Genomic DNA, 19,625 nt, shown 5'->3' with positions numbered 1-19,625 from the left:
GCTACGATTCCGCCGTCTCAAAAAAGCGTTGATGCGATGCAGAAGAAATTTGTGATGCGCGGGTACGAGATGAACTGCGAACCGCGCGTGACGGAGGACGGCAAGTACGCCGCCCAGGTCGAGGTCACGAAGCTGGGTTTCAGCCGCGAGGCGGCATTCCGCAAGCTGGGTGAATTCGATACCGAAGCCGAAGCCGTCGCCTATGCGAAAAAGTTCTCCGAAGAGTGGCTGACCCGCTACGCGTAGCGCGACGTTCGCTCGTGCAAGACGGGCGCCGGCCTGAGCGGCGCGTGCCCGCACCTCGAGTCCAAGGGCTCCGAGACGGGCGGCCCCATCCACAGCGAAAACACGACGGACGCCCCCGAATGCGCGGCGTGGATGGCGCGCGCCATTCGCGGATGGCGGCGCGTGACCGGCTTTAATTCATCTCTGATGGTTGTCAATATTCGGGGAAGTTTGGAGATTCATTCCCCACACTGTGAGGTATCGTTTGACGATCGATTGACGGCAACGCAATGGGAGACTGCGAATGAGCACCTTGTGCATGCAGACCGTCGTTCACGGTAAAACTGTGCGGGTCATGTTGTCGCTGGAGCGTCGTACCGCCAGGATCGACATCGTCGACGGCGAAGCGGGCAGCCATCCGCCTCGCACGATGAGCATCGAACAGTACGTCAAAGCCGGTATGGCGGACGACGAAATCGCCCGGCATGTGCTGGAAGTCGTGGCGATGTCGCTCGAGCAGCTTGCTCGGCTGCAGCCGTTCGACCGCGCGACACGCGCACGAATGCGCTATTCACACTGATCACACCGATGCCGCTGGTGCCGGGGCCACCCCGACGCGAGCCGCGCATTCCGACCTTTCGTATCGATCTCGGGTTGCGATTCGCAACGGGCTGCGCGCGAGCGCGATCGTGCCGACCTGGCCTCGCGCTTAGCGCGCCTTCGGCATTTCGTCCGCGAGCCGATAGGTGGTGACCGCACGCCTGGATTCGTAGTCGGCGATCGTCGACACGCTGCGGCCGGCGTCTCGTGACAGCAATGACGTAAGGTCCTCGATCACATGGCGAGCAGGAGATCTTTTATGTTGTGAAGTACTAATGAGATGCGCGTTGCGCTCCATCGTGACCATCGATCCATTGCGGCCGAATGCGATCGACTCATGCCGGCATATACATGAACGGCTCGCCGTCCTCCCGCTCCACGGAAAGCAGCCGCTGGAGTTGATCGAGCGCGAACAACTGCTTTCCTTCCCCCGCCGCTTCGGCTATCGCGGCATCGACCAGTTTCCTCGCCCGCGCGAGAATCACGGATCGCTGACGTGCGATCTCGAGCACCATGCGTTGCTCGATGTTCTGACGGCTCGATTGCTTGTCGCTCAGGTGACGCCAGCGATCGCGAAGCTCGGCCCAGGTAATGCGCTGAAATTCCGGAATCGTGCGCGGGAGCGTGCCCGCTTCCGCGGGCTCGGGCTGGGCGCGCAATGCACAGCGCAGTGCTTCGCGGGCGCGCCACTCGTCTGAAAACGGCGCATACATGTCACGCGAGCGACCGATCGGATTCGCGCGCGCGATTTCCTTTTCGAGCAGGTAAGTCAGTCGCCGCAGCGCGGAGCCATGCGCGAGCATGCCCGGATCGAGCACGCGGATCCGGCGCGATGCGTCCGCGACGTGAGCCTTCAATTCCCACAGCGTCAGGCGGAGGTGCTGCACTTCGAGTATCAGGCGCTGTACGTCTGCATAGGTGCACTTCGTCCACCATCCGGTGAGATCGTTCAGCTTCGGGGGATCGAATGGGGGGAGGATCATTGCTGCTGCAGCGACACTGTATGGATATACAGTTTATCGCGCGGTAACATAGCGCCGTCAAGGCGAAAAAATGGGGACGGCCGATCGGCGACCATGACCGGCGGCCGGGCCGCGGCCGGCGGCCCGAACCGCTCATCGGCCTTCCCGCGCATTCGCCGGCCATATCCGGAACCCGACAGCCTGATCCGGTGCCCGCCATCGCGAACGTCGATGGATGCGCCGGATGGATCGACGCCAACAGAGAACAATGACGACAACTTATCCGCTGCACGATGCATTGACGCACGCCGACACGGCGTTTCCGGCCGAAGCCGACATCGTGATCGCCGGCGCCGGCATCATGGGCTGCGCGGCCGCGTACTACCTCGGCCTGCGCGGCCTGAAGGCCGTGGTGCTCGACAAGTCGCGCATCGCCGGCCAGCAATCGACTCGCGCGTGGGGCTTCGTGCGGCAGCAGGGCCGCGAGTCGGCCGAAGTGCCGCTGATGATGGCCGGCATGCGGATCTGGGAAGGGCTCGAGCAGGCGCTCGGCTTCGACCTCGAGTGGCGGCAGGGCGGTTGCCTCTATATGGCGGACAACGACGACGACTGGGCGTCGTTCCAGGCATGGCTCGCCGTCGCGCGCGAACACGGGCTCGACACGCGCACGCTCACGCGCGCGGAAATCGACGAGCGCGTGCGCGGCCTGTCGACGCAAGCGCGCACGCTCGGCGGGCTGTATACCGCGACCGACGGGCAGGCCGAGCCGCGCCGCGTGGCCGCCGCGTTCGCGGCGCGCGCAACCGAAGCCGGCGCGCGCTTCTTCGAAGGCTGCGGCGTGACGGCGATCGAGACGGCCGGCGGCGCGGTCGTCGGCGTCGTGACCGAGCGCGGCACGATCCGCACCCGGCGCGTGATCTGCGCGGCCGGTGCGACCAGCTTCCGGCTGCTCGACGGCGTCGGCATCCGGCTGCCGCAGCAGGCCGTGCGCGGCACCTGCATGCGTACCAACGTGTTGCCCGACGTGTCCGCGTCGACGATCTGGGGGCACGGCCTCGGCATTCGGCAACGCAGGAACGGCACGATCAATCTCGCCGACGACATGCAGGTCGACGTCGACCTGACGCTCGGCCATCTGCGCGGCTTGAGTCTGTTCTGGCCGCAGTTCTGGTCGCAGCGCGAGAAATTCCGGCTGCGTCTGAATGCGGCGGCGTTGCGCGATGTCTGCGCGCGCATCGGCGGCGCGGCCGGGCCGATCGAGCCGCGCGATCCGCAGCCGCAGCCGAATCGCGCGCATGCGCCGCGCGCGCTCGCGAAGCTCAAGGCGATCTTTCCCGCGCTGAAGGACGCGCAGATCGTCGAGGCATGGGGCGGCCTGATCGACGTGCTGCCCGACGGGATTCCGGTGATCGACGCGCCCGGCACGCCGTCCGGGCTCGCGATCGCCACCGGGTTCTGCGGGCACGGCTTCGCGATGGGGCCGATCGTCGGGCGGCTGCTGGCCGAATGGGTCGATACGGGCGAGCCGTCGCTCGATCTGTCGGCGTTCCGTGCCCGGCGTTTCGTCGACGGAACGATGGTCCGGCCGCGCAGCATGCTGTAGCGGCCGGCCGGGAGCGGAGGGCCGGTTGCGGAGGGCCGGTTGCGGACGCGCCCGCGCGTTCCCGTCGTAGAATCGAGCCCGCATCCTTCAGGAGAATCCCCCGTTGGCAACGCCTTCCGCCAAACGTCGCTCGTTGCGCTCACGCCTGCGTCGTACCCGTGATCCGTGGCGGGCGCCGCGTGCACGCACGCTGTTCACGCGCCCCGCGACGTCACCGCACCACACGCTGCTGTTCCGTCTCGGCGCGGTCGTGGCGCTGTGCATGCTCGCGTTTCTCGTGCTGTATCTCGATCGCGACGGCCTGCGCGATTCGACCAAGAGCACGCCGATGAACGTCGCCGATCTCGTGTACTTCACGATGGTCACGGTCGCGACGGTCGGCTATGGCGACATCGTGCCGGTCACGGCGCGCGCGCGTCTGATCGATGCGTTCTTCATCGTGCCGATCCGCATCGGCATCTGGTTCATCTTCCTGGGCACGGCGTATCAGTTCGTGATCCAGCGCGTCATCGAGGAATTCCGCATGAAACGCCTGCAGAAGCAGCTGTCCGATCACATCGTCGTGTGCGGCTACGGCCTGTCGGGGTCGATCGCCGTGCGCGAGCTGCTCGAAAGCGGCGTCGACCCGTCGACGATCATCGTGATCGATGCCCAGCAGCAGGCGCTCGAGGCCGCGACGGCACTCGGCGTGACGGGGCTGCTCGGCGATCCCGCGCATGAAGACCTGCTCCAGCAGGCGCAGGTGCGGGCGGCGAAGGCCGTGATCATCTCGGTGACCGACGATCCGACCGCGATCCTGCTGACGCTGTCGGTGCGCAGCATCGCGCCCGAGACGAAGATCGTCGTGCGGATCCAGGAGAACCTGTATCAGCGGCAGTTGCGCCAGGCGGGCGCGGACGTGATCGTGTCGTCGACGAAGATCGGCGCGCTGCTGCTCGCGGATGCGGTGCATAGCCGTTACATCGTGCCGTTCGTGAACGACATGCTGTCGACGCGCGGGCGGGCGACGCTGGTGGAGCGCGAGGCGTTGCCGCACGAGATCGGCTGCATGACGAACGTCGTGCCGGGCGCGATCGTCGTCGGGCTCGATCGCTGCGGGAAGATTCAGTCGTTCTACGAGGATCCGCCGTGCCGGATCGAGACGGGCGATACGCTGGTCGTGATTCAGTCGGCCCGGATTCCGGATCCGGATGCGTGAGGGTCGGGTTCCCCCGCTTGCCATGCCGCTGCGCCTTTTTTAGTATGAAGTAATCATGTGGTGCGCCCCGCGCACACGCTTGATCATCGAGGAGACACATGCAATCCAGGTCGGCGGCTCCCTATACCATCGTCGTGGTCGGTATCGTGATCGCCTGCGCGCTAATGGGTCTGTGCGTGCTGCAGCTGTTCCAGAGCCGCAACGACGCGCGCGAGCGGGCGAGCGAAACTTCCCGCAATCTCGGCCTCATCGCCGAGCGCGACATCGAACGCAACTTCGAACTCTACGACCTTTCGCTGCAGGCGGTCATCGAAGGCCTCAAACGTCCCGACGTGATGAACGCGCCCGCGAGCCTGCGGCGCGCCGTGCTGTTCGACAATGCGATGACGGCGGAATTTCTCGGCTCGATGCTGATACTTGATGCCGCCGGCAACATCGTCCTGGATTCGGCCAACGACGTGCCGCGCCGCGGCAATTTCGCCGACCGCAAATACTTCACCGTCCATCGTGACAATCCGGATGCCGGACTCTTTGTCAGCGACCCGTTCACGTCGCGCCTGCGTGGCGGGTCGCCCAGCATCGGGCTCACGCGGCGACTCTCGAACCCGGACGGCTCGTTTGCCGGCGTCGTGCTCATTGCGGTCAACCTCGAGTATTTCCACAATCTGTTTGCCGGCCTGTCACTGGGGCAGCACGGTTCGATCTCGCTGATCGGCAGCGACGGCGTCATGGTGATGCGTCAGCCGTACGACGCCCACACGATCGGCCGCGACATCAGCCAGGCCGCGACCTTCAAGCAGTTTCAGACCGCGCCGGAAGGCGTGTTCTCGGAAACCTCGTCGCTCGATGGGGTGCGCCGTCTCTACTACTTCAGGCACTTGCCGAAGCTGCCGCTGGTCATCATGGTCGCCGAAGCGGAACAGGATATTTATGCGGCGTGGCGGCACCGGGCCGCGACGATCGGTGGGTTGGTGGGGGCGTTCGGCGCCGCCTTCATCGCGGTGTCCATCATGCTCGGCACGCAACTCCGGCGGCGGATGCGCGCCGAGTCGGAACTCGTGTTGCTCGCCCGCACCGACGGTCTCACCGGGCTGAACAACCGCCGCAGCTTCGGGGAAGTGCTGGATCGCGAATGGCGTCGCGCACGGCGGGCGCGATCGGTTTTCTCGTTGTTGTTCGTCGATGTCGACCGCTTCAAGGCCTATAACGACACCTACGGCCACCAGGCGGGAGACGACGCACTGGCCGCGGTTGCGCGCTGCATCGGCGAGAACATCCGCCGGCCCGCCGATACCGCGGCCCGCTACGGCGGGGAGGAATTCGTCGTGCTGCTCCCCGATACGCCCGAGACGGGCGCCGCCCAGATCGCCGAGCGAATTCGCGCGGCGATCGACGAACTGGCGCTCGAGCACGCCGGCAGCGAACATGGGCACGTCACCGCCAGTATCGGCCTCGCGAGCTGGACGCCCGAGGAGGACGAGGAGGCCGGCAGCGTGATCAAGGCTGCCGACGAAGCGCTGTACTACGCGAAGGCGACGGGCCGCAACAAGGTCGCCGCGTTTCAGCCGCCGGCGTGACGCGTCGCAGCATTGCAGCGTTGCTGCAGCTGGCGCGCACCCATCATCCGATGGTGCGTGATGAACCGGCGGCGCGCGATATCGATGACGAGGCGGCCGCCCGAGTGTCGGTCTTGCCGCGGCCCGCAAACGAGTTCGCCGCAACGACGGCCGCCGCGCTACAGTGGACGTCAACCGCCGTCGAACGACGCGCGACGCGAGGGTCCAACCATGCAACTTCAAACCGGCAACTTGTTCAGCACCGAAGCGGCGCGCGGCGACGACGAACGAATCGACATACTCGTCGCGGGGCCGCGCCTGAACGTCGAGCGCATCGTGTCGATGGGGCACGCGAGTCCCGACGGGTTCTGGTATGACGATCCGCGTGCCGAATGGGTCGTGCTGCTGTCAGGCGCGGCCGTGCTCGAATTCGAAGCGGACGCGACGCTGCACGACATGCGCCCCGGCGACCACGTGCTGATCGAACCGCATTGCCGGCATCGCGTCGCGTGGACGCATCCGGAAGAACCGTCGGTGTGGCTCGCGATCTATCACGATCGATGAATCGTGCGGCGACTTATCGACTTATCGACTTAGCGACTTGGCCGGCACCGGCTGAAGCGCTGCTCGATGACGTGGGTTCCCCATTGCGCACCCTCCGATTCGCTGGTCAGCGTAAAGCCGAACGATTCGTATAAGTGACGTGCCGAATCCAGGCCCTTGAACGTCCACAGATAGGTCTCGTCGAACTGCTGCTCGTCGACGAAATGCATGGCGCGCGTCATCAGTTGCCGCCCGATACCGGCGCCGCGCAAGGCGTCGTCGACGATGAACCAGCGCAAGTGTGCGATTCCCGTGGCCTTGTTCCCGTCGATTGCGACAGAGGCGAGCGCGCGGCCGTTTTCGGCATGGAGCCACAGAGCCTTGCCTTCTGCTGGCAGCGTGCCGGCAAATTCCGCGAGTTCGGTTGCCACTTTTTTCTCGAAGAAAGCGCCAAATCCCCAGTGTTCCGAATAGAACCGCGCGTGAAGGCTTGCTATGTCGCCGATACAGCCGGGTTGGTAGCCGTCGACAATTTGCCCGGCGTCCGGATTCGGTGCGGGTGGTGCCTCGGCGCTGTTGTCTTGCGCGAGCGCATCGCTATACAGCGCGAGGGCGCGGACGAGGGTTTGCTGGTCGGCCGGTACCATCCGGCGTAACGCATTCGACACCTGACGAGTCGCAAACTGGTCGATCTTCTTGCGCAGTTTTTGCCCGTCGGCAGTCAGGTACAACTCGGTCGCACGCGCATCGTCGGGTGAGATGCGGCGCGTCACGAAGCCGGCCGTTTCGAGCCGCGAGAGCTGCCTGCTCGTATTCGATTTGTCCAGACGCAGAATGCTGCCCAGATCTTTCGCGCTGATACCGGGCGCCATTCCTATTTCGAGAACGGCGTGAACCGCGGATGGCGCCAGATCGCTATCGGCCAATGTCGCGCGCATGAAACCCAGTTCGCGAACCAGCTTGCGGGAAAAATCACGCAGCTCGAGGATCGTCGCGTCGCGAGGCTTTGCTGGAATATCGATGAGGTCCATGATCAGTCCGCAAAAAGTTGCGAGTCGCAAGCAATATTAGTTGCGCCTCGCAACTTGTCAAGGACGATTTCGCCGGCGCGCCGGTCAGCGTGACCGGCAGCGCGGGCCGGCGTGCCGCAACAGGCGCGGCGACCCGCCTTATCCGCGCCCCACGAACGGCATCGTGGTCGCCATGATCGTCATGTTCAGGATGTTCGTATCCAGCGGAAGGCTTGCCATCTGAACGACCGCGTTCGCGACATGCGTGACGTCCATGCGCGCCTCGGACGCCATGCGTCCGTCGGCCTGCAGCACGCCGTCCGTCATCCGGTCGGTGAGCGACGTCGCCGCGTTGCCGATGTCGATCTGACTGCACGCGATGTTGTACGCACGGCCGTCGAGCGCGAGTGACTTGGTGATGCCCGCCACCGCATGTTTGGTGGCCGTGTACGCAATCGTGTTCGGGCGCGGCGTATAGGCGGAGATCGAGCCGTTGTTGATGATCCGGCCACCCTGCGGCGTTTGCGCCTTCATCAGGCGCCACGCTGCCCGTGCGCACAGGAAGACGCCCGTCAGGTTCGTCGCGACGACGTCGTTCCACACGCCGAATTCGTACTCGTCGAGCGGAACGGCCGGCGCGTTGCGGCCGGCGTTGTTGAAGAGGACATCCAGCCGGCCGAACTCGCGCGCGATCCGCGAGAACGCATGTTCGACCGACGCTTCGTCGGTGACGTCGGCCGCAAACGCATGTGCGTCGCCATGGCCGGCGGCGATCGCCTCTTTCGTTTCGCGCAACGAGGCTTCCTTGCGTCCGATCAGCGCGACGGTAAATCCGGCGTTCGCGAGTGCGATGGCCGCGGCACGACCGATGCCGGATCCCGCGCCCGTGACGGCGGCGAACTTCTTCGAGGCAGACATGGCTTGATTCCCTGCGGGTTGGGGTGAGGAAAAGAGGCGACATCGTGCGCCGGGTGAAGCGCCATCGTACCGCGCACCGCGGGTTGCGCCGCTCGCGCCGCTATTTTCTGCGGGCCGGCGCGGCCTTTCGCGCGCGTGTCCCGGTTTCGGCGAACAGGCTGACCACGACCTCCCGTAGCCACCGGTTGCCTTCGTCCTGATTCACGCGCGCATGCCACAGCATGTGAATCGGCGCGCCCGGCAACGTGACCGGCAACGCCCGCCAGCCGAGCGAAAACGGTGCGGCCAACTGCAGCGCAAGATGTTCCGGCACGGTCGCGATCAGGTCGGTGCGCTGCAGGATATAGCCGACGCTCATGAAATGCGGCACCGTCAGCCGCACGCGGCGCTTCACGCGGCGCCGCTTCAGCCAGTCGTCCACCTGGCCGTGACCGGTGCCGGCCGACACCACGACCAGATGCTCGGCATCCCGCCACGCGTCGACCGTCAGCGGCGCGTCTTCGAGCGGATGCCCGCGCCGGAACAGGCACACGTACCGCTGATCGAACAGCCGGCGCTGATAGAACCCGCCCTGCAGTTGCGGCAGCAGCCCGATCGCGAGGTCGACGCGGCCGTCGGCCATCTCGTCGCTGAGGTTGACGCTCGTGTTGCGCACCGTGTTGAGCGCGATGCCCGGCGCCGCGCGCGCCAGATGTTCGAGCAGCGCGGGCAGGAACACGACTTCGCCGATATCGGTCATGCCGATCGTCATCGTGCGCGACGCGCGCAGCGGATCGAAACCGGTCTCCGGATTGAGCGCGGCATGCAGCGTCGACAGCGCCTGCGCAACCGGTTCGGCCAGGCGCAACGCGAAGGGTGTCGGGACCACGCCGCCCGGTCCGCGCACGAACAGCGGATCGCCGAGCCGGCGGCGCAGCTTCGCGAGCGCGTTGCTGACGCCCGGCTGGCTCATGTTCATCTGCTCGGCGACGGTCGACACGCGCCGCTCCTGCATCAACCGCTGAAACAGCAACAGCAGGTTGAGGTCGATCTCGCTCAGTTCCATGGTTCGGCGTTGGCTCCCATCATTGCGTTCAGTGATGAAGCAGATTCGCGGCATTTTATTGTGGGATAAGGGTGCGCTGCTGACAATACCGATACGGCGCCTGCATTCGACCGGCGCGCCCGGGCAGGTCGCGCGCGCCGCGGCCTCGACCACTCATCATCTGAATATCGGAGACACGTTCATCATGCAGACGAATCTGAGGATCGCGATCGTCGGTGCCGGCATCGGCGGCCTGACACTGGCGCTCGCGTTGCGCGAGCAGGGCATCGACGCGCAGCTGTACGAGCAGACCGACGTGCTGCGCGAGGTGGGGGCGGCCGTCGCGCTGTCGGCCAATGCGACGCGCTTCTACGAACGCATGGGATTGCGTCCGGCTTTCGATGCGGTGTGCGCGGAGATTCCGGGTCTCGTTTATCGCGACGGGCGCAGCGGCGCGGTGATCGGCCATCATCGCGGCGAGCCCGACTATCGCCGGCAGTTCGGCGGCTCGTACTGGGGCGTGCACCGCGCGGACCTGCAGGCGATCCTGTCGAAGGCGGTCGGGGTCGAGCAGATTCATCTCGGCCATCGGTTGGTCGAACTCGCGCAGCATCCGGATCGCGTTACGCTGACCTTCGAGAACGGCGAGCGCGTCGACGCCGATCTCGTGATCGGCGCGGACGGCGCGCGTTCGCTCACGCGGCGCTGGATGCTCGGCTATGACGACGTGCTGTATTCGGGTTGCTCGGGTTTTCGCGGCGTGGTGCCGGCCGAGCGGATGGACCTGCTGCCCGATCCCGAGACCATTCAGTTCTGGGTCGGGCCGCACGGGCATCTGCTGCACTATCCGATCGGCGACAACGGCGACCAGAACTTCCTGCTGGTCGAGCGGCATCCGTCGCCGTGGCCGTCACGCGACTGGGTCATGCCGGCGCAAGAGGGCGAGCAACTGCGCCTGTTCAGGGAGTGGCATCCGGCGGTGGTGCAGATGATCACGGCGGTGCCGATCAGCCAGCGCTGGGGGCTGTTCCACCGGCCGCCGCTCGGCCGCTGGAGCCGCGGACGCGTGACGCTGATCGGTGATGCCGCGCATGCGCTGGTGCCGCATCACGGGCAGGGTGCGAATCAGTCGATCGAGGATGCGGTGGTGCTGGCCGCGCAACTGGCGAAGGCCGGGCCCGGCAACTGGCGCGAGGCGCAGGAAGCGTACGAGCGGCTGCGGCGCGGCCGCACGCGCAAGGTGCAATACGCGTCGATCTCCGCGGCCGACGTGCTGCATCTGCCCGACGGGCCGGCCGCGCAGGCGCGCAATACGCGTCTCGGCGAGCGCGACAGCGTGCTGCATCACCTGGACTGGATTCACGATTTCGACGCGCTCGCCGATGAACCGAACGAGCGGCAGGGCGGTACGTGGCTTTGAGCTGAAAGACGCCGTGCGATCAGCGCTCGTGTCGGGGGACCGACCGGTGCGGCAGTCGCGCGGTCATTCGTCGGGAATGCCGGCCTCCCGTGCGGGCCGGCCAGCCCGTATCGCGCTCGCGCGTGGTCGGCCATTCGTTCGGCATCGCGCTTGACCTGTTCGATGTCGCGACACCGCGTGGCTGGATGCGTGCACGCATACGCTGCACGATCCGGTGCGGTGGAAGCATCCGGCTCCGTTACTTCACGCACTCCAGCGCATACTTCAACCCCTGCCCGAGCAGCCCGCGCCACACTTCCCACGTATGCCCGCCGTCGACGATGCGCAGCTCGGCCGGGTTCTGCGCGCGGCGCAGGTGCGTGTACAGCACGCTCGACTCGGCCTGGATCGTCAGGTCGTCGTCGCCGACCGCGATGAACATCGGCACGCGCCAGTTGCGCGCGAAATAGCCGCGCATCAGCGCCGGGTAGTTGAGCTCGTGCCACACGCGCGGATCGAACTGCCGGTCGCCGAACACACCGACATAGCGCGCGGCGGAATTGAGCGGCGGCTCGTTCGCGTAGATCGCGGGGCTCAGCAGCATCGCGCCGCAGAACAGGCCGGGTTCGAGCAGCGAGAAACGCAGCGCGCCGAAACCGCCCATCGATACGCCGCCGATCGCGCGGCCCGCGCGCTGGTTCGACACCGCGAAGTGCGCTTCGACTTCCGGCAACAGGTCGTTCAGGAACGCGCTCTGCATCTTCTCCTTGCGGTCGACGTACCAGTCGGTGCCGCCTTGCGGCATCACGATCACGACGGGCGGGATCTCGTGACGCTCGATCAGCGTGTCGGCCGTGGCCTGCAGCCGGCCCTGCGTGATCCAGTCGTTCGCGTTGCCGGCATTGCCGTGCAGCAGGTACAGCACCGGATAGCGCGCACCTTCCGGGTTGTAGCCGGGCGGCAGGTAGACCGTGTACGACCAGTCCCGCTTGAGCGACGCCGAGCGGAACGCGCGCAGCACGACGCTGCTGCCGGGGTTGACCGGCGGCTCCTGGGCGGCCGGCGCGATGGTTGCGGGCGAGACGATCGCGGCCGCGGGCGCGGACGACGCCGGCGAAACCGCGGGCCCGCCCGGCGTGGCGTGGGCGGTGGCGAGGAAGCCGGCGAGCAGGGCGACGGCGAACGGAAGGGCGAGTCGGCGCATGGCGAAACGTTTCAGGAAAGGCGCCCGCTATCGTAGCAGCGGCGCATGACGGCCGGGCGCGTCATTGCCGCGAACGGAACGGGGACGGCAGCCGCGACACCAGCGGCCCGTAGAGTTTTGCGACGAGATACAGCAGCCCCGTCGCGACGACGTCGGCGGCCAGGCCGAGCGGCACGTTCAGATAGCCTTCGGTCGCCTGGTAAAGCAGCGAGTCGACCGCGAGCGAGATGCAGGTGCCGGCGACGAAGCACAGCAGCCCCTGGCGGCCGATCGTGCCGATCCACGGCATCGCATGCGCGACCTTCTTCATCCACCCGAGGTGCACGAGCTTGGCCGCGAGCCACGCGATCGCGAGGAAATTCACGAGCCGCAGCGCGCCGAGGTTCTGCTTGATCGACGGATCGGTCGGGAACGGTTCGATGCGCAGCCGGTAGTACGCGCCGGCCGCGACGATCGCGAGCGACGCGGCCGTCAGCAGCCAGCCCTGCGGCTTCGGCGCGAGCGTCTGGTAGACGGGCTGGCAGCGCGCGATCACGCCGAGCACGAACAGGAACTGCCAGGCGAACGGATTGAAGTCCCACGGTGCACCTTCGACGGTCGGCAGGAAACGCGCGACGTGCGGCGCCGCGTACCAGAGCGAGCCGCTGAACGCGAGCATCAGCCACGGCTGCGTGCGCGCGAGCGGCAGTGCGAGCGGGACGAGCAGCGCGAAGAACGCATACATCGGCAGCACCGACGCGAGATACGGCTGGCGGCGGAACAGCAGGATGTCGCGCAGCGCGGCGAGCGGCTTGTGGAGCAGACCGTCGAGATCGTTGGTCGGCATGTTCGGACCGTCGATCGAGAACGCGTTGAGCACGGCGGTGATCAGCAGCATCAGGCCGGCCGTCACGAGGAAGGCACGGTAGATCTCGAAGGCACGGCGGATGAAACGCTGGCGCGCGGCGGCCTCGTCGTGCCGCTCGGCGAGCGAGTTGTACGCGATGGCAGTCGCGAAGCCGCCGAGGAACACGAACACCTCGGCTGCATCGCACAGCGCGTACGCATGCAGCGTCACGCGCGACAGGATGCTGCCGCCGATGTGGTCGACGACGATCACGAGCAGCACGAGGCCGCGGAAGAAATCGAGCTCGGCGTAGCGGCCGGCCCGGGCGGCGGCGGTCATCGGGCCGCCTGCCGGCGCGCGCCGCGCGCGCGCCCGGCACCCGCTGCGCATGAATCGGGGTGAAGCATGACTTCGTGAAGAAATGACGAATGGATGCGCATTGTGCCACCGATGCGACGCCGTCCGGGTTTACGCGGATGGCGGGCCGATCTGCCGTTGCCGACAAGCCTGATCAGGGAGTCCGCGGAACGGGGCAGTTGGACGAGCGCAACGCTTTGTGCGCCGCGCCCACGCCCCGATGGACGGGTGGTTTGCGACGTGACACCATTTTGTCCTCGCGGCCGCACACCGCGTAGTCCGCCCTGCGGGCCACCTATATAAAACAGACGAAACTAGCGCCGGGCGCAAGGCCTGCCCGGCAACGGCTCCGGAGAATCCGTCATGAAGAACCACGTCATTTTTGCCGCCGCGCTGGCAGCGTTCGCCGCGCCGGCCTTCGCGCAGGACAGCGTGACGCTGTACGGCCTGATCGACGAAGGCTTCAACTACACGAACAACGTGAACGTGAATGGGGTCGGAAAAGCGGATTACCAGCTCGCGAGCGGCTATGCGCAGGGCAGCCGCTGGGGCCTGAAGGGCAGCGAGGAACTGGGCGGCGGGCTGAAGGCGATCTTCACGCTGGAAAACGGCTTCGACGTGAACAACGGCCGGCTCAACCAGGGCGGCCGGATGTTTGGCCGCCAGGCGTTCGTCGGGCTGAGCGCGTCGCGTTTCGGCACGCTGACCTTCGGCCGCCAGTACGATTCCGTCGTCGACTATCTCGCACCGCTGACCGCGAACGGCAACTGGGGCGGCACGCTGTTCTCGCACCCGTTCGACAACGACAACACGGACAACTCGTTCCGTGTCAACAACACGGTCAAGTACGCGAGCCCCGACTGGAACGGGCTGTCGTTCGGCGGCACCTACAGCTTCAGCAACAGCACGGGCTTCTCGACCAACCGCCAGTACAGCATCGGGGCGCAGTATTCGCTCGCCGGATTGCAGGTCGCGGCCGCGTACCTGCAGGCGAACAGCCCGGGCGTCGGCAACGCGGGCGCGATCGCGGCCGACGACGCGAATTTCGTCGCCGACCGCCTGCGTATCTTCGGCGGCGGCATCAACTATACGTTCGGCTCGGCGACGGTCGGCTTCGTCTATACGAAGACCGACGTGAAGAACCCGGTGTCGACCGTCTACCTGCCGGCGTCGACGTTCTCGGGCCTCGGGCTGACCGCGACCAAGTTCCAGAACTTCGAGATCAACGGCAAGTACCAGCTCACGTCCGATTTCTATCTCGGCGCGCAGTACGTGTACACGGACGGCAAGTTCGACGCCTCGGCCGGTTCGTTCAAGCCGAAATACCACACCGTCGGGCTGATGGCCGACTACAGCCTGTCCAAGCGCACCGACGTCTATCTGCAGGGCGCGTGGCAGAAAGTCGCCGGCGACAAGACGGGCACCGCGGCCGACGGCGGCTATGTGGTCGGGACGGACGGCCCGTCGTCGTCGTCGAACCAGTTCGCGGTGCGCGCCGCGATTCGCCACAAGTTCTGAGTGCGCGACACCGGGCCGGCGGCTGATCGCCCCGGCGCCGGCTGCCGTCATTGCGCCCGGTCCATGTCGCCGAGCGTCTCCGCAAGCCAGTCGACGAAGATCCGCACCCGCGGCGCCAGATGCCGGCCGTTCGGGAACACGACCGATACCGGCAGCGGCTCGGCATGCCATTCCGGCAGCACCTCGACCAGCGAGCCGTCCTCGAGCAGCGGTGCGAGCCCCTCGCGCGGCGCCTGGATCATCCCGAGGCCCGCGAGACAGCACGCGAGATACGCCTGCGAGCTGTTCACCGCGACGACGCTGCGCATCTTCACGGTCTGCAGCGCACCCGAATCCATGTCCGCATATTCCCAGTCCAGCTCGCGGCCCGTGCGGCTCGAGAAATAGCCGACCGCGACGTGGTCGGGCAGATCGTCCGGCGAGCGCGGCGTGCCGTGCCGCGCGAGATACGCGGGCGACGCGCAGTTGATCTGCGCCAGCTCGCCGATGCGCCGTGCGACCAGCGACGTGTCGGACAGCACGCCGACCCGCACCGCGCAGTCGATGCCGTCGGCGACGAGGTCGACGAAGCGGTCGGTCGTGCTGAGCAGCACGCGCAGGTCGGGATAGCGTGCGTGGAAATCCTGCAGCGCCGGAATCACCTTGTTCAGTGCGAAGCGCTCGGGCAGGTCGACGCGGATCACGCCGCGCGGCGCCGCACCGGCGTCGTCGAAAAGCGTCTCGGCATCGTCGAGATCGGCCAGCAGCCGCGTACAGCGCTCGTAGTACGTGGTGCCCTCGGCGGTCAGCGCGACGCGCCGGGTGGTCCGTTGCAGCAGCCGCACGCCCAGGTGTTTCTCCAGATACTGGACGGCATTGCTGACCGTCGGGCGCGGCAATTGCAGCTGCTCGGCCGCTTTCGTGAAGCTGCCGAGGTGGGCGACGCGCGCAAAGATGCGCATTGCATGCAGATGGTCCATGCGGGGTGGGTACGGAGGGGGACAGCCTCCATTGTTAATCAGCGTCGAATGATTTGGTTGGGCGTTTCGCGTTTATCGCGCGCCGCAATGCGCCGAGAATCCGGTTCATTCACTCACCACCGCAAGGAAACGGACATGGACAAGCGTCAACTGGGCCGCACGGGCCCGCGGGTTTCGGCGATCGCACTCGGCTGCATGGGGATGTCGGATTTCTACGGGCCGGCCGATCGCGACGAAAGCATCGCGACGCTGCACGCGGCGCTCGACCACGGCATCACGTTGCTCGATACCGGCGACTTCTACGGGATGGGTGACAACGAGATGCTGATCCGCGACGCGCTGCGCGGCCGGACGCGCGACCAGGTGCTGATCAGCGTGAAGTTCGGCGCGCTGCGCGATCCGGCCGGCGGGTTCGCCGGCTACGACGCGCGGCCGGAAGCGATCCGGAACTTCGTCGCGTATTCGCTGAAGCGGCTCGGCACCGACCATATCGACATCTACCGGCCGGCGCGCGTCGATCCGGCGGTGCCGATCGAGGAGACGGTCGGCGCGATCGCCGATCTCGTGAAGGCCGGCTATGTGCGCCATATCGGCCTGTCGGAGCTCGGCGCCGACACGATCCGCCGCGCGGCGGCCGTCGCGCCGATCGCCGACCTGCAGATCGAGTACTCGCTGCTGTCGCGCGGAATCGAGGCGGACATCCTGCCCGTGTGCCGCGAACTCGGGATCGGCGTGACGGCGTACGGCGTGCTGTCGCGCGGGCTGCTCGGCGGCGGCTGGAGCGCGGCACGGCAGGGCGAGCGCGATTTCCGCGCGGCCAGCCCGCGTTTCCAGGGCGAGAACCTCACGCACAATCTCGCGCTGGTCGACGCACTGCGCGCGATCGCGAACGAGAAGGGCAGCAATCCGGCGCAGGTCGCCATCGCATGGGTTTTGTCGCGCGGCGACGACATCGTGCCGCTGGTCGGCGCACGCAAGCGCACCCAGCTTCAGGATGCCGCGCGCGCCTCCGAACTGCAACTAACGGTCGATGATCTCGCCCGCATCGAAGCGGCGGTTCCCGCCGGGGCGGCTGCCGGCGAGCGTTATTCGGCCTCCCAGATGGCGCACCTCGACAGCGAGCAGGGACGGGGGCCGGCACACGGCGCGTGAGCGCCCGGGCGGCGCGCATGGCGGGGTCCCGGCCGGACGGGCCCGAGCCAGCCTCAGGCAAAACCAGATGGCGGGCGGCGGGACGGTGGTTCACCATCGGCGCCGTATTCGACCCGACGGAACGCCTTCCATGCAAATTCATACGCTGACGATCATCGTGCTGGTCTTTCTGCTGGCCGGCGCGGTCAAGGGCATGATCGGCCTCGGGCTGCCGACGATCGCGATGGGGCTGCTGACGCTCGCGATGCCGCCATCGGCCGCCGCGAGCCTGCTGCTCGTGCCGTCGTTCATCACCAATGTGTGGCAGTTGTGGCTCGGCCCGTCGTTCGGGCCGTTGCTGCGACGTCTGTGGCCGCTGCTCGCCGGCCTGACGATCGGCACGCTGACAGGCGGGCTGCCCGCGCTCGCGGCCGGCAGCACGTGGACGCACGCGGCGCTCGGCATCGTGCTGGTCGCATACGGCTGCTGGGGGCTTGCCGCCGCGCGGCTGCCCGCGCCGGGGCGTCACGAGAAGTGGCTGTCGGCCGTGATCGGCTACCTGACGGGCGTCGTGACGGCCGCCACCGGCGTGTTCGTCGTGCCGGCCGTGCCGTACCTGCAGGCGCTGCGCCTGTCGAAGGACGACCTGATCCAGGCGCTCGGGCTGTCGTTTACCGCGTCGACGATCGCGCTCGGCCTGCAGTTGCGCGTGACGGGCGCGCTGCAGACCGTCGATCTCGGCGTATCGGCGCTGGCGCTCGTGCCGGCGCTCGCGGGGATGGTCGGCGGGCAATACGCGCGGCGCGTGATGAGCGAGCAGGCGTTCAAGCGCTGCTTCTTCGTCGGGATGATCGCGCTCGGTGCTTACATGGCCGTGACCGGATTGCGGTAAAGATCGAGACGGCCCGCATCGTCACAGCTGCGCTTCGATCGCGGCCTTGTCGATCACGGACCAGACCTGGCGGATCCTGCCGTCGTGAAATTCGTAGAACACGTTCTCGGCGAACGTGACGCGCGTGCCGTCCACGGCGAGCCCCATGAACGTCCCTTTCGGCGCACAGGCGAAGCGAAGCCGGCAGGCGACGCGCGGCGGTTCGCACACGAGTAGCCGGATTTCGAAATGGAGATCCGGAATGTCGTGGAAATCCTGCTCCAGCATCGCACGGTAGCCGGTCAGGCCGAGCGGCCGGTCGTTGTGGATCACGTTGTCGGCGACGTACTGGCCGAGTGCCGGCCAGTCCTGCCGGTTCAGGCAGTCGATGTATGCGCGGTAGCGCATGGCGAGGTCAGTTGCGGTCATGGCTGCGGTGCCTCCTCGTGTATCGCGCGGTTGGTCCGGATGACGCGCGTCGTTCAGCGCGGCGGGGTCTCGCCCGACAGATACGACACGAACGCCTGCGTGTATTTCGGCAGCGCATCGAACGATCGCGCGCAGAGCGTCAGCTTGCGGTGGCTCCACGCGTCGGACAGCTCGACGAGCCGCACGTCCATCGTCTGCATCGCGCGCTCGGCCGCATGGCGCGACACGATGCCGATTCCCACGCCGCTTTCGATCACGCGGCAGATCGCATCGAAACTCTTCAACTGCACACGGTAGCGAATCCGCTTGCCGAGCGCACGCGCCTGGTCCGCGAGATGGACCTGCAGCGCGCTGCCGTCGGTCAGTCCGATGAAATCCGCGTCGGCGATCTCGTCGAACGCGACCTTGTCGCGCGCGGCGAGCGGATGCCCGGCCGGCACGACCGCGATCAGCCAGTCCTCGCGGAACGGCTTCTGCTCGAGCCCGCCGAGCCCGACCGAATCCGCGACGATGCCGACCTCGGCCGTCTTGTTGCGGATCGCATGGACGATCTCCTGGCTCGAGCGCTCCTCGACGCTGATCGACAGTTTCGGATGATGCGGCAGATACGCGGCGAGCGCGTCGGGCAGGTATTCGCTCAGCGACGCCGTGTTGCACAGCAGCCGGATATGCCCGCGCAGCCCCTGGCCGTATTGCTGCAGTTCGCCGCGCATGTGGTCGATCTGCTGCAGCACCGTGCGCGCGTGGTGCTCGAGCGCGCGGCCGGCGTCGGTCACCTGGGTGCCCGACTTGGCCCGGTGCAGCAGCGGCACGCCGAGCTCGTCCTCCATCCCGCGGATGCGCTCGCTCGCGGCCTGCAGCGTGATGTGGGTGCGCTCGGCGCCGCCCGTGATCGTGCCGGCCTCGCAGATGTTCAGGAAGAGCCGCAGGTCGGTCAGGTCGAAGCGCATGGTGGGAGCAGGGGGCGCATAACGATTGGAATGGCCGATACGTTAGCAGGAACCGCCGCGCTGGTCTCAGGCTGGGCTTGAGGCCCTGTTCGCCGGTTCCGCATTTTCGGGGCGGGATCGATGCCGGATCATGGCCGCATATCACCGGGGGAGACTGTCATGCGGATCGATTCGTCGTGGGGCGTGTCGTTCAAGATCGCGTTGCACGTGCTGTTCCTGTGCATCGGTGTCGCGTGGGCGTGCGCGGAGCTGGTCGACTGGCTGCGCTGAGCGGCCGGCCGGCGCAGGCCGGCTCGCCTGTCCGCCGCAGCCATGCGCGAATTGAAAGCTGTTCGAAATAAT

At 66.9% G+C, this 19,625-nt stretch carries 19 protein-coding genes; 10 read left to right on the top strand and 9 right to left on the bottom strand.

Annotated features, from left to right (window positions below; translation table 11 throughout):
• The first annotated feature begins 36 nt into the window (after positions 1-36).
• Together LMA02_RS25050 and LMA02_RS25045 are read left to right on the top strand one after the other, a co-directional pair.
• Positions 37-246 carry a hypothetical protein gene (locus tag LMA02_RS25050; RefSeq protein ID WP_166726218.1) on the top strand — a complete coding sequence of 70 codons (210 nt, stop codon included), beginning with the start codon at positions 37-39 and terminating at the stop codon, positions 244-246.
• Between the two features lie 283 nt (positions 247-529).
• Positions 530-805: a hypothetical protein gene (locus tag LMA02_RS25045; protein WP_228907939.1), complete on the top strand. Its 276-nt coding sequence runs from the start codon at positions 530-532 to the stop codon at positions 803-805.
• 355 nt (positions 806-1,160) lie between these two features.
• On the opposite strand, the gene LMA02_RS25040 is transcribed toward LMA02_RS25045, so the two are convergent.
• The gene (locus tag LMA02_RS25040; protein WP_324251300.1) at positions 1,161-1,808 is read right to left on the bottom strand and encodes a hypothetical protein; all 648 of its coding nucleotides are present in this window, start codon (positions 1,806-1,808) and stop codon (positions 1,161-1,163) included.
• A 247-nt stretch (positions 1,809-2,055) separates the two neighbouring features.
• On the opposite strand from LMA02_RS25040, the gene LMA02_RS25035 reads away from it, so the two are divergent.
• The 4 genes from LMA02_RS25035 (at position 2,056) to LMA02_RS25020 (ending at position 6,708) form a co-directional block, all read left to right on the top strand.
• A complete protein-coding gene (locus tag LMA02_RS25035) occupies positions 2,056-3,390 on the top strand; it encodes an NAD(P)/FAD-dependent oxidoreductase (protein ID WP_228907937.1) in 1,335 nt (444 codons plus the stop codon).
• Positions 3,391-3,493: 103 nt separating this feature from the next.
• A complete protein-coding gene (locus LMA02_RS25030; RefSeq protein ID WP_166724219.1) occupies positions 3,494-4,588 on the top strand; it encodes a potassium channel family protein in 1,095 nt (364 codons plus the stop codon).
• Between the two features lie 98 nt (positions 4,589-4,686).
• The gene (locus tag LMA02_RS25025) at positions 4,687-6,165 is read left to right on the top strand and encodes a sensor domain-containing diguanylate cyclase (protein ID WP_228907936.1); all 1,479 of its coding nucleotides are present in this window, start codon (positions 4,687-4,689) and stop codon (positions 6,163-6,165) included.
• 210 nt (positions 6,166-6,375) lie between these two features.
• Positions 6,376-6,708, top strand: a complete 333-nt coding sequence (locus tag LMA02_RS25020; protein WP_006753233.1) for a cupin domain-containing protein — start codon at positions 6,376-6,378, stop codon at positions 6,706-6,708.
• A gap of 29 nt (positions 6,709-6,737) precedes the next feature.
• On the opposite strand, the gene LMA02_RS25015 is transcribed toward LMA02_RS25020, so the two are convergent.
• The 3 genes from LMA02_RS25015 to LMA02_RS25005 form a co-directional block, all read right to left on the bottom strand.
• Complete coding sequence (locus LMA02_RS25015; protein ID WP_228907935.1) at positions 6,738-7,718, bottom strand: bifunctional helix-turn-helix transcriptional regulator/GNAT family N-acetyltransferase; 981 nt, start codon at positions 7,716-7,718, stop codon at positions 6,738-6,740.
• 138 nt (positions 7,719-7,856) lie between these two features.
• Positions 7,857-8,615: an SDR family oxidoreductase gene (locus LMA02_RS25010; protein WP_228907934.1), complete on the bottom strand. Its 759-nt coding sequence runs from the start codon at positions 8,613-8,615 to the stop codon at positions 7,857-7,859.
• Positions 8,616-8,715: 100 nt separating this feature from the next.
• A complete protein-coding gene (locus LMA02_RS25005; RefSeq protein WP_228907933.1) occupies positions 8,716-9,660 on the bottom strand; it encodes a LysR family transcriptional regulator in 945 nt (314 codons plus the stop codon).
• A gap of 184 nt (positions 9,661-9,844) precedes the next feature.
• Between LMA02_RS25005 and LMA02_RS25000 the strand changes: the two genes are divergently transcribed.
• Entirely contained in the window at positions 9,845-11,059 is a 1,215-nt protein-coding gene (locus tag LMA02_RS25000) for an FAD-dependent monooxygenase (protein WP_228907932.1), read from the top strand.
• 238 nt (positions 11,060-11,297) lie between these two features.
• On the opposite strand, the gene LMA02_RS24995 is transcribed toward LMA02_RS25000, so the two are convergent.
• Positions 11,298-12,242: an alpha/beta hydrolase gene (locus LMA02_RS24995; RefSeq protein ID WP_228907931.1), complete on the bottom strand. Its 945-nt coding sequence runs from the start codon at positions 12,240-12,242 to the stop codon at positions 11,298-11,300.
• Between the two features lie 61 nt (positions 12,243-12,303).
• Entirely contained in the window at positions 12,304-13,407 is a 1,104-nt protein-coding gene (locus LMA02_RS24990) for an OpgC domain-containing protein (RefSeq protein WP_228907930.1), read from the bottom strand.
• A 381-nt stretch (positions 13,408-13,788) separates the two neighbouring features.
• Here LMA02_RS24990 and LMA02_RS24985 point away from each other — a divergent pair, with 381 nt between their 5' ends.
• Entirely contained in the window at positions 13,789-14,943 is a 1,155-nt protein-coding gene (locus tag LMA02_RS24985; RefSeq protein ID WP_228907929.1) for a porin, read from the top strand.
• Between the two features lie 47 nt (positions 14,944-14,990).
• On the opposite strand, the gene LMA02_RS24980 is transcribed toward LMA02_RS24985, so the two are convergent.
• The gene (locus LMA02_RS24980; RefSeq protein WP_228907928.1) at positions 14,991-15,902 is read right to left on the bottom strand and encodes a LysR family transcriptional regulator; all 912 of its coding nucleotides are present in this window, start codon (positions 15,900-15,902) and stop codon (positions 14,991-14,993) included.
• A gap of 135 nt (positions 15,903-16,037) precedes the next feature.
• On the opposite strand from LMA02_RS24980, the gene LMA02_RS24975 reads away from it, so the two are divergent.
• Together LMA02_RS24975 and LMA02_RS24970 are read left to right on the top strand one after the other, a co-directional pair.
• Positions 16,038-17,054, top strand: coding sequence for an aldo/keto reductase (locus tag LMA02_RS24975; protein ID WP_228907927.1), 1,017 nt, complete (start codon positions 16,038-16,040; stop codon positions 17,052-17,054).
• Between the two features lie 130 nt (positions 17,055-17,184).
• Entirely contained in the window at positions 17,185-17,925 is a 741-nt protein-coding gene (locus tag LMA02_RS24970; protein ID WP_165753346.1) for a sulfite exporter TauE/SafE family protein, read from the top strand.
• Positions 17,926-17,946: 21 nt separating this feature from the next.
• On the opposite strand, the gene LMA02_RS24965 is transcribed toward LMA02_RS24970, so the two are convergent.
• Together LMA02_RS24965 and LMA02_RS24960 are read right to left on the bottom strand one after the other, a co-directional pair.
• The gene (locus tag LMA02_RS24965; RefSeq protein ID WP_228907926.1) at positions 17,947-18,333 is read right to left on the bottom strand and encodes an ester cyclase; all 387 of its coding nucleotides are present in this window, start codon (positions 18,331-18,333) and stop codon (positions 17,947-17,949) included.
• A 53-nt stretch (positions 18,334-18,386) separates the two neighbouring features.
• A complete protein-coding gene (locus tag LMA02_RS24960) occupies positions 18,387-19,283 on the bottom strand; it encodes a LysR substrate-binding domain-containing protein (RefSeq protein WP_126225571.1) in 897 nt (298 codons plus the stop codon).
• Between the last annotated feature and the right edge of the window lie 342 nt (positions 19,284-19,625).

The sequence above is a fragment of the Burkholderia sp. B21-005 genome, assembly GCF_020843965.1.
In the GTDB taxonomy this organism is placed as follows: Bacteria; Pseudomonadota; Gammaproteobacteria; order Burkholderiales; family Burkholderiaceae; genus Burkholderia; species Burkholderia ambifaria.
Note: the sequence above shows the minus strand (reverse complement) of the source record. Positions and strands in the feature narration are given on the sequence as shown.

Excerpts from the sequence above, each read along its gene's own strand:
- LMA02_RS25050 (WP_166726218.1), top strand. The coding sequence starts at position 37 with ATGCAGAAGAAATTTGTGATGCGCGGGTACGAGATGAACTGCGAACCG.
- LMA02_RS25045 (WP_228907939.1), top strand. The coding sequence starts at position 530 with ATGAGCACCTTGTGCATGCAGACCGTCGTTCACGGTAAAACTGTGCGG.
- LMA02_RS25040 (WP_324251300.1), bottom strand. The coding sequence starts at position 1,808 with ATGATCCTCCCCCCATTCGATCCCCCGAAGCTGAACGATCTCACCGGA.
- LMA02_RS25035 (WP_228907937.1), top strand. The coding sequence starts at position 2,056 with ATGACGACAACTTATCCGCTGCACGATGCATTGACGCACGCCGACACG.
- LMA02_RS25025 (WP_228907936.1), top strand. The coding sequence starts at position 4,687 with ATGCAATCCAGGTCGGCGGCTCCCTATACCATCGTCGTGGTCGGTATC.
- LMA02_RS25020 (WP_006753233.1), top strand. The coding sequence starts at position 6,376 with ATGCAACTTCAAACCGGCAACTTGTTCAGCACCGAAGCGGCGCGCGGC.
- LMA02_RS25015 (WP_228907935.1), bottom strand. The coding sequence starts at position 7,718 with ATGGACCTCATCGATATTCCAGCAAAGCCTCGCGACGCGACGATCCTC.
- LMA02_RS25010 (WP_228907934.1), bottom strand. The coding sequence starts at position 8,615 with ATGTCTGCCTCGAAGAAGTTCGCCGCCGTCACGGGCGCGGGATCCGGC.
- LMA02_RS25005 (WP_228907933.1), bottom strand. The coding sequence starts at position 9,660 with ATGGAACTGAGCGAGATCGACCTCAACCTGCTGTTGCTGTTTCAGCGG.
- LMA02_RS25000 (WP_228907932.1), top strand. The coding sequence starts at position 9,845 with ATGCAGACGAATCTGAGGATCGCGATCGTCGGTGCCGGCATCGGCGGC.
- LMA02_RS24995 (WP_228907931.1), bottom strand. The coding sequence starts at position 12,242 with ATGCGCCGACTCGCCCTTCCGTTCGCCGTCGCCCTGCTCGCCGGCTTC.
- LMA02_RS24990 (WP_228907930.1), bottom strand. The coding sequence starts at position 13,407 with ATGACCGCCGCCGCCCGGGCCGGCCGCTACGCCGAGCTCGATTTCTTC.
- LMA02_RS24985 (WP_228907929.1), top strand. The coding sequence starts at position 13,789 with ATGAAGAACCACGTCATTTTTGCCGCCGCGCTGGCAGCGTTCGCCGCG.
- LMA02_RS24980 (WP_228907928.1), bottom strand. The coding sequence starts at position 15,902 with ATGGACCATCTGCATGCAATGCGCATCTTTGCGCGCGTCGCCCACCTC.
- LMA02_RS24975 (WP_228907927.1), top strand. The coding sequence starts at position 16,038 with ATGGACAAGCGTCAACTGGGCCGCACGGGCCCGCGGGTTTCGGCGATC.
- LMA02_RS24970 (WP_165753346.1), top strand. The coding sequence starts at position 17,185 with ATGCAAATTCATACGCTGACGATCATCGTGCTGGTCTTTCTGCTGGCC.
- LMA02_RS24965 (WP_228907926.1), bottom strand. The coding sequence starts at position 18,333 with ATGACCGCAACTGACCTCGCCATGCGCTACCGCGCATACATCGACTGC.
- LMA02_RS24960 (WP_126225571.1), bottom strand. The coding sequence starts at position 19,283 with ATGCGCTTCGACCTGACCGACCTGCGGCTCTTCCTGAACATCTGCGAG.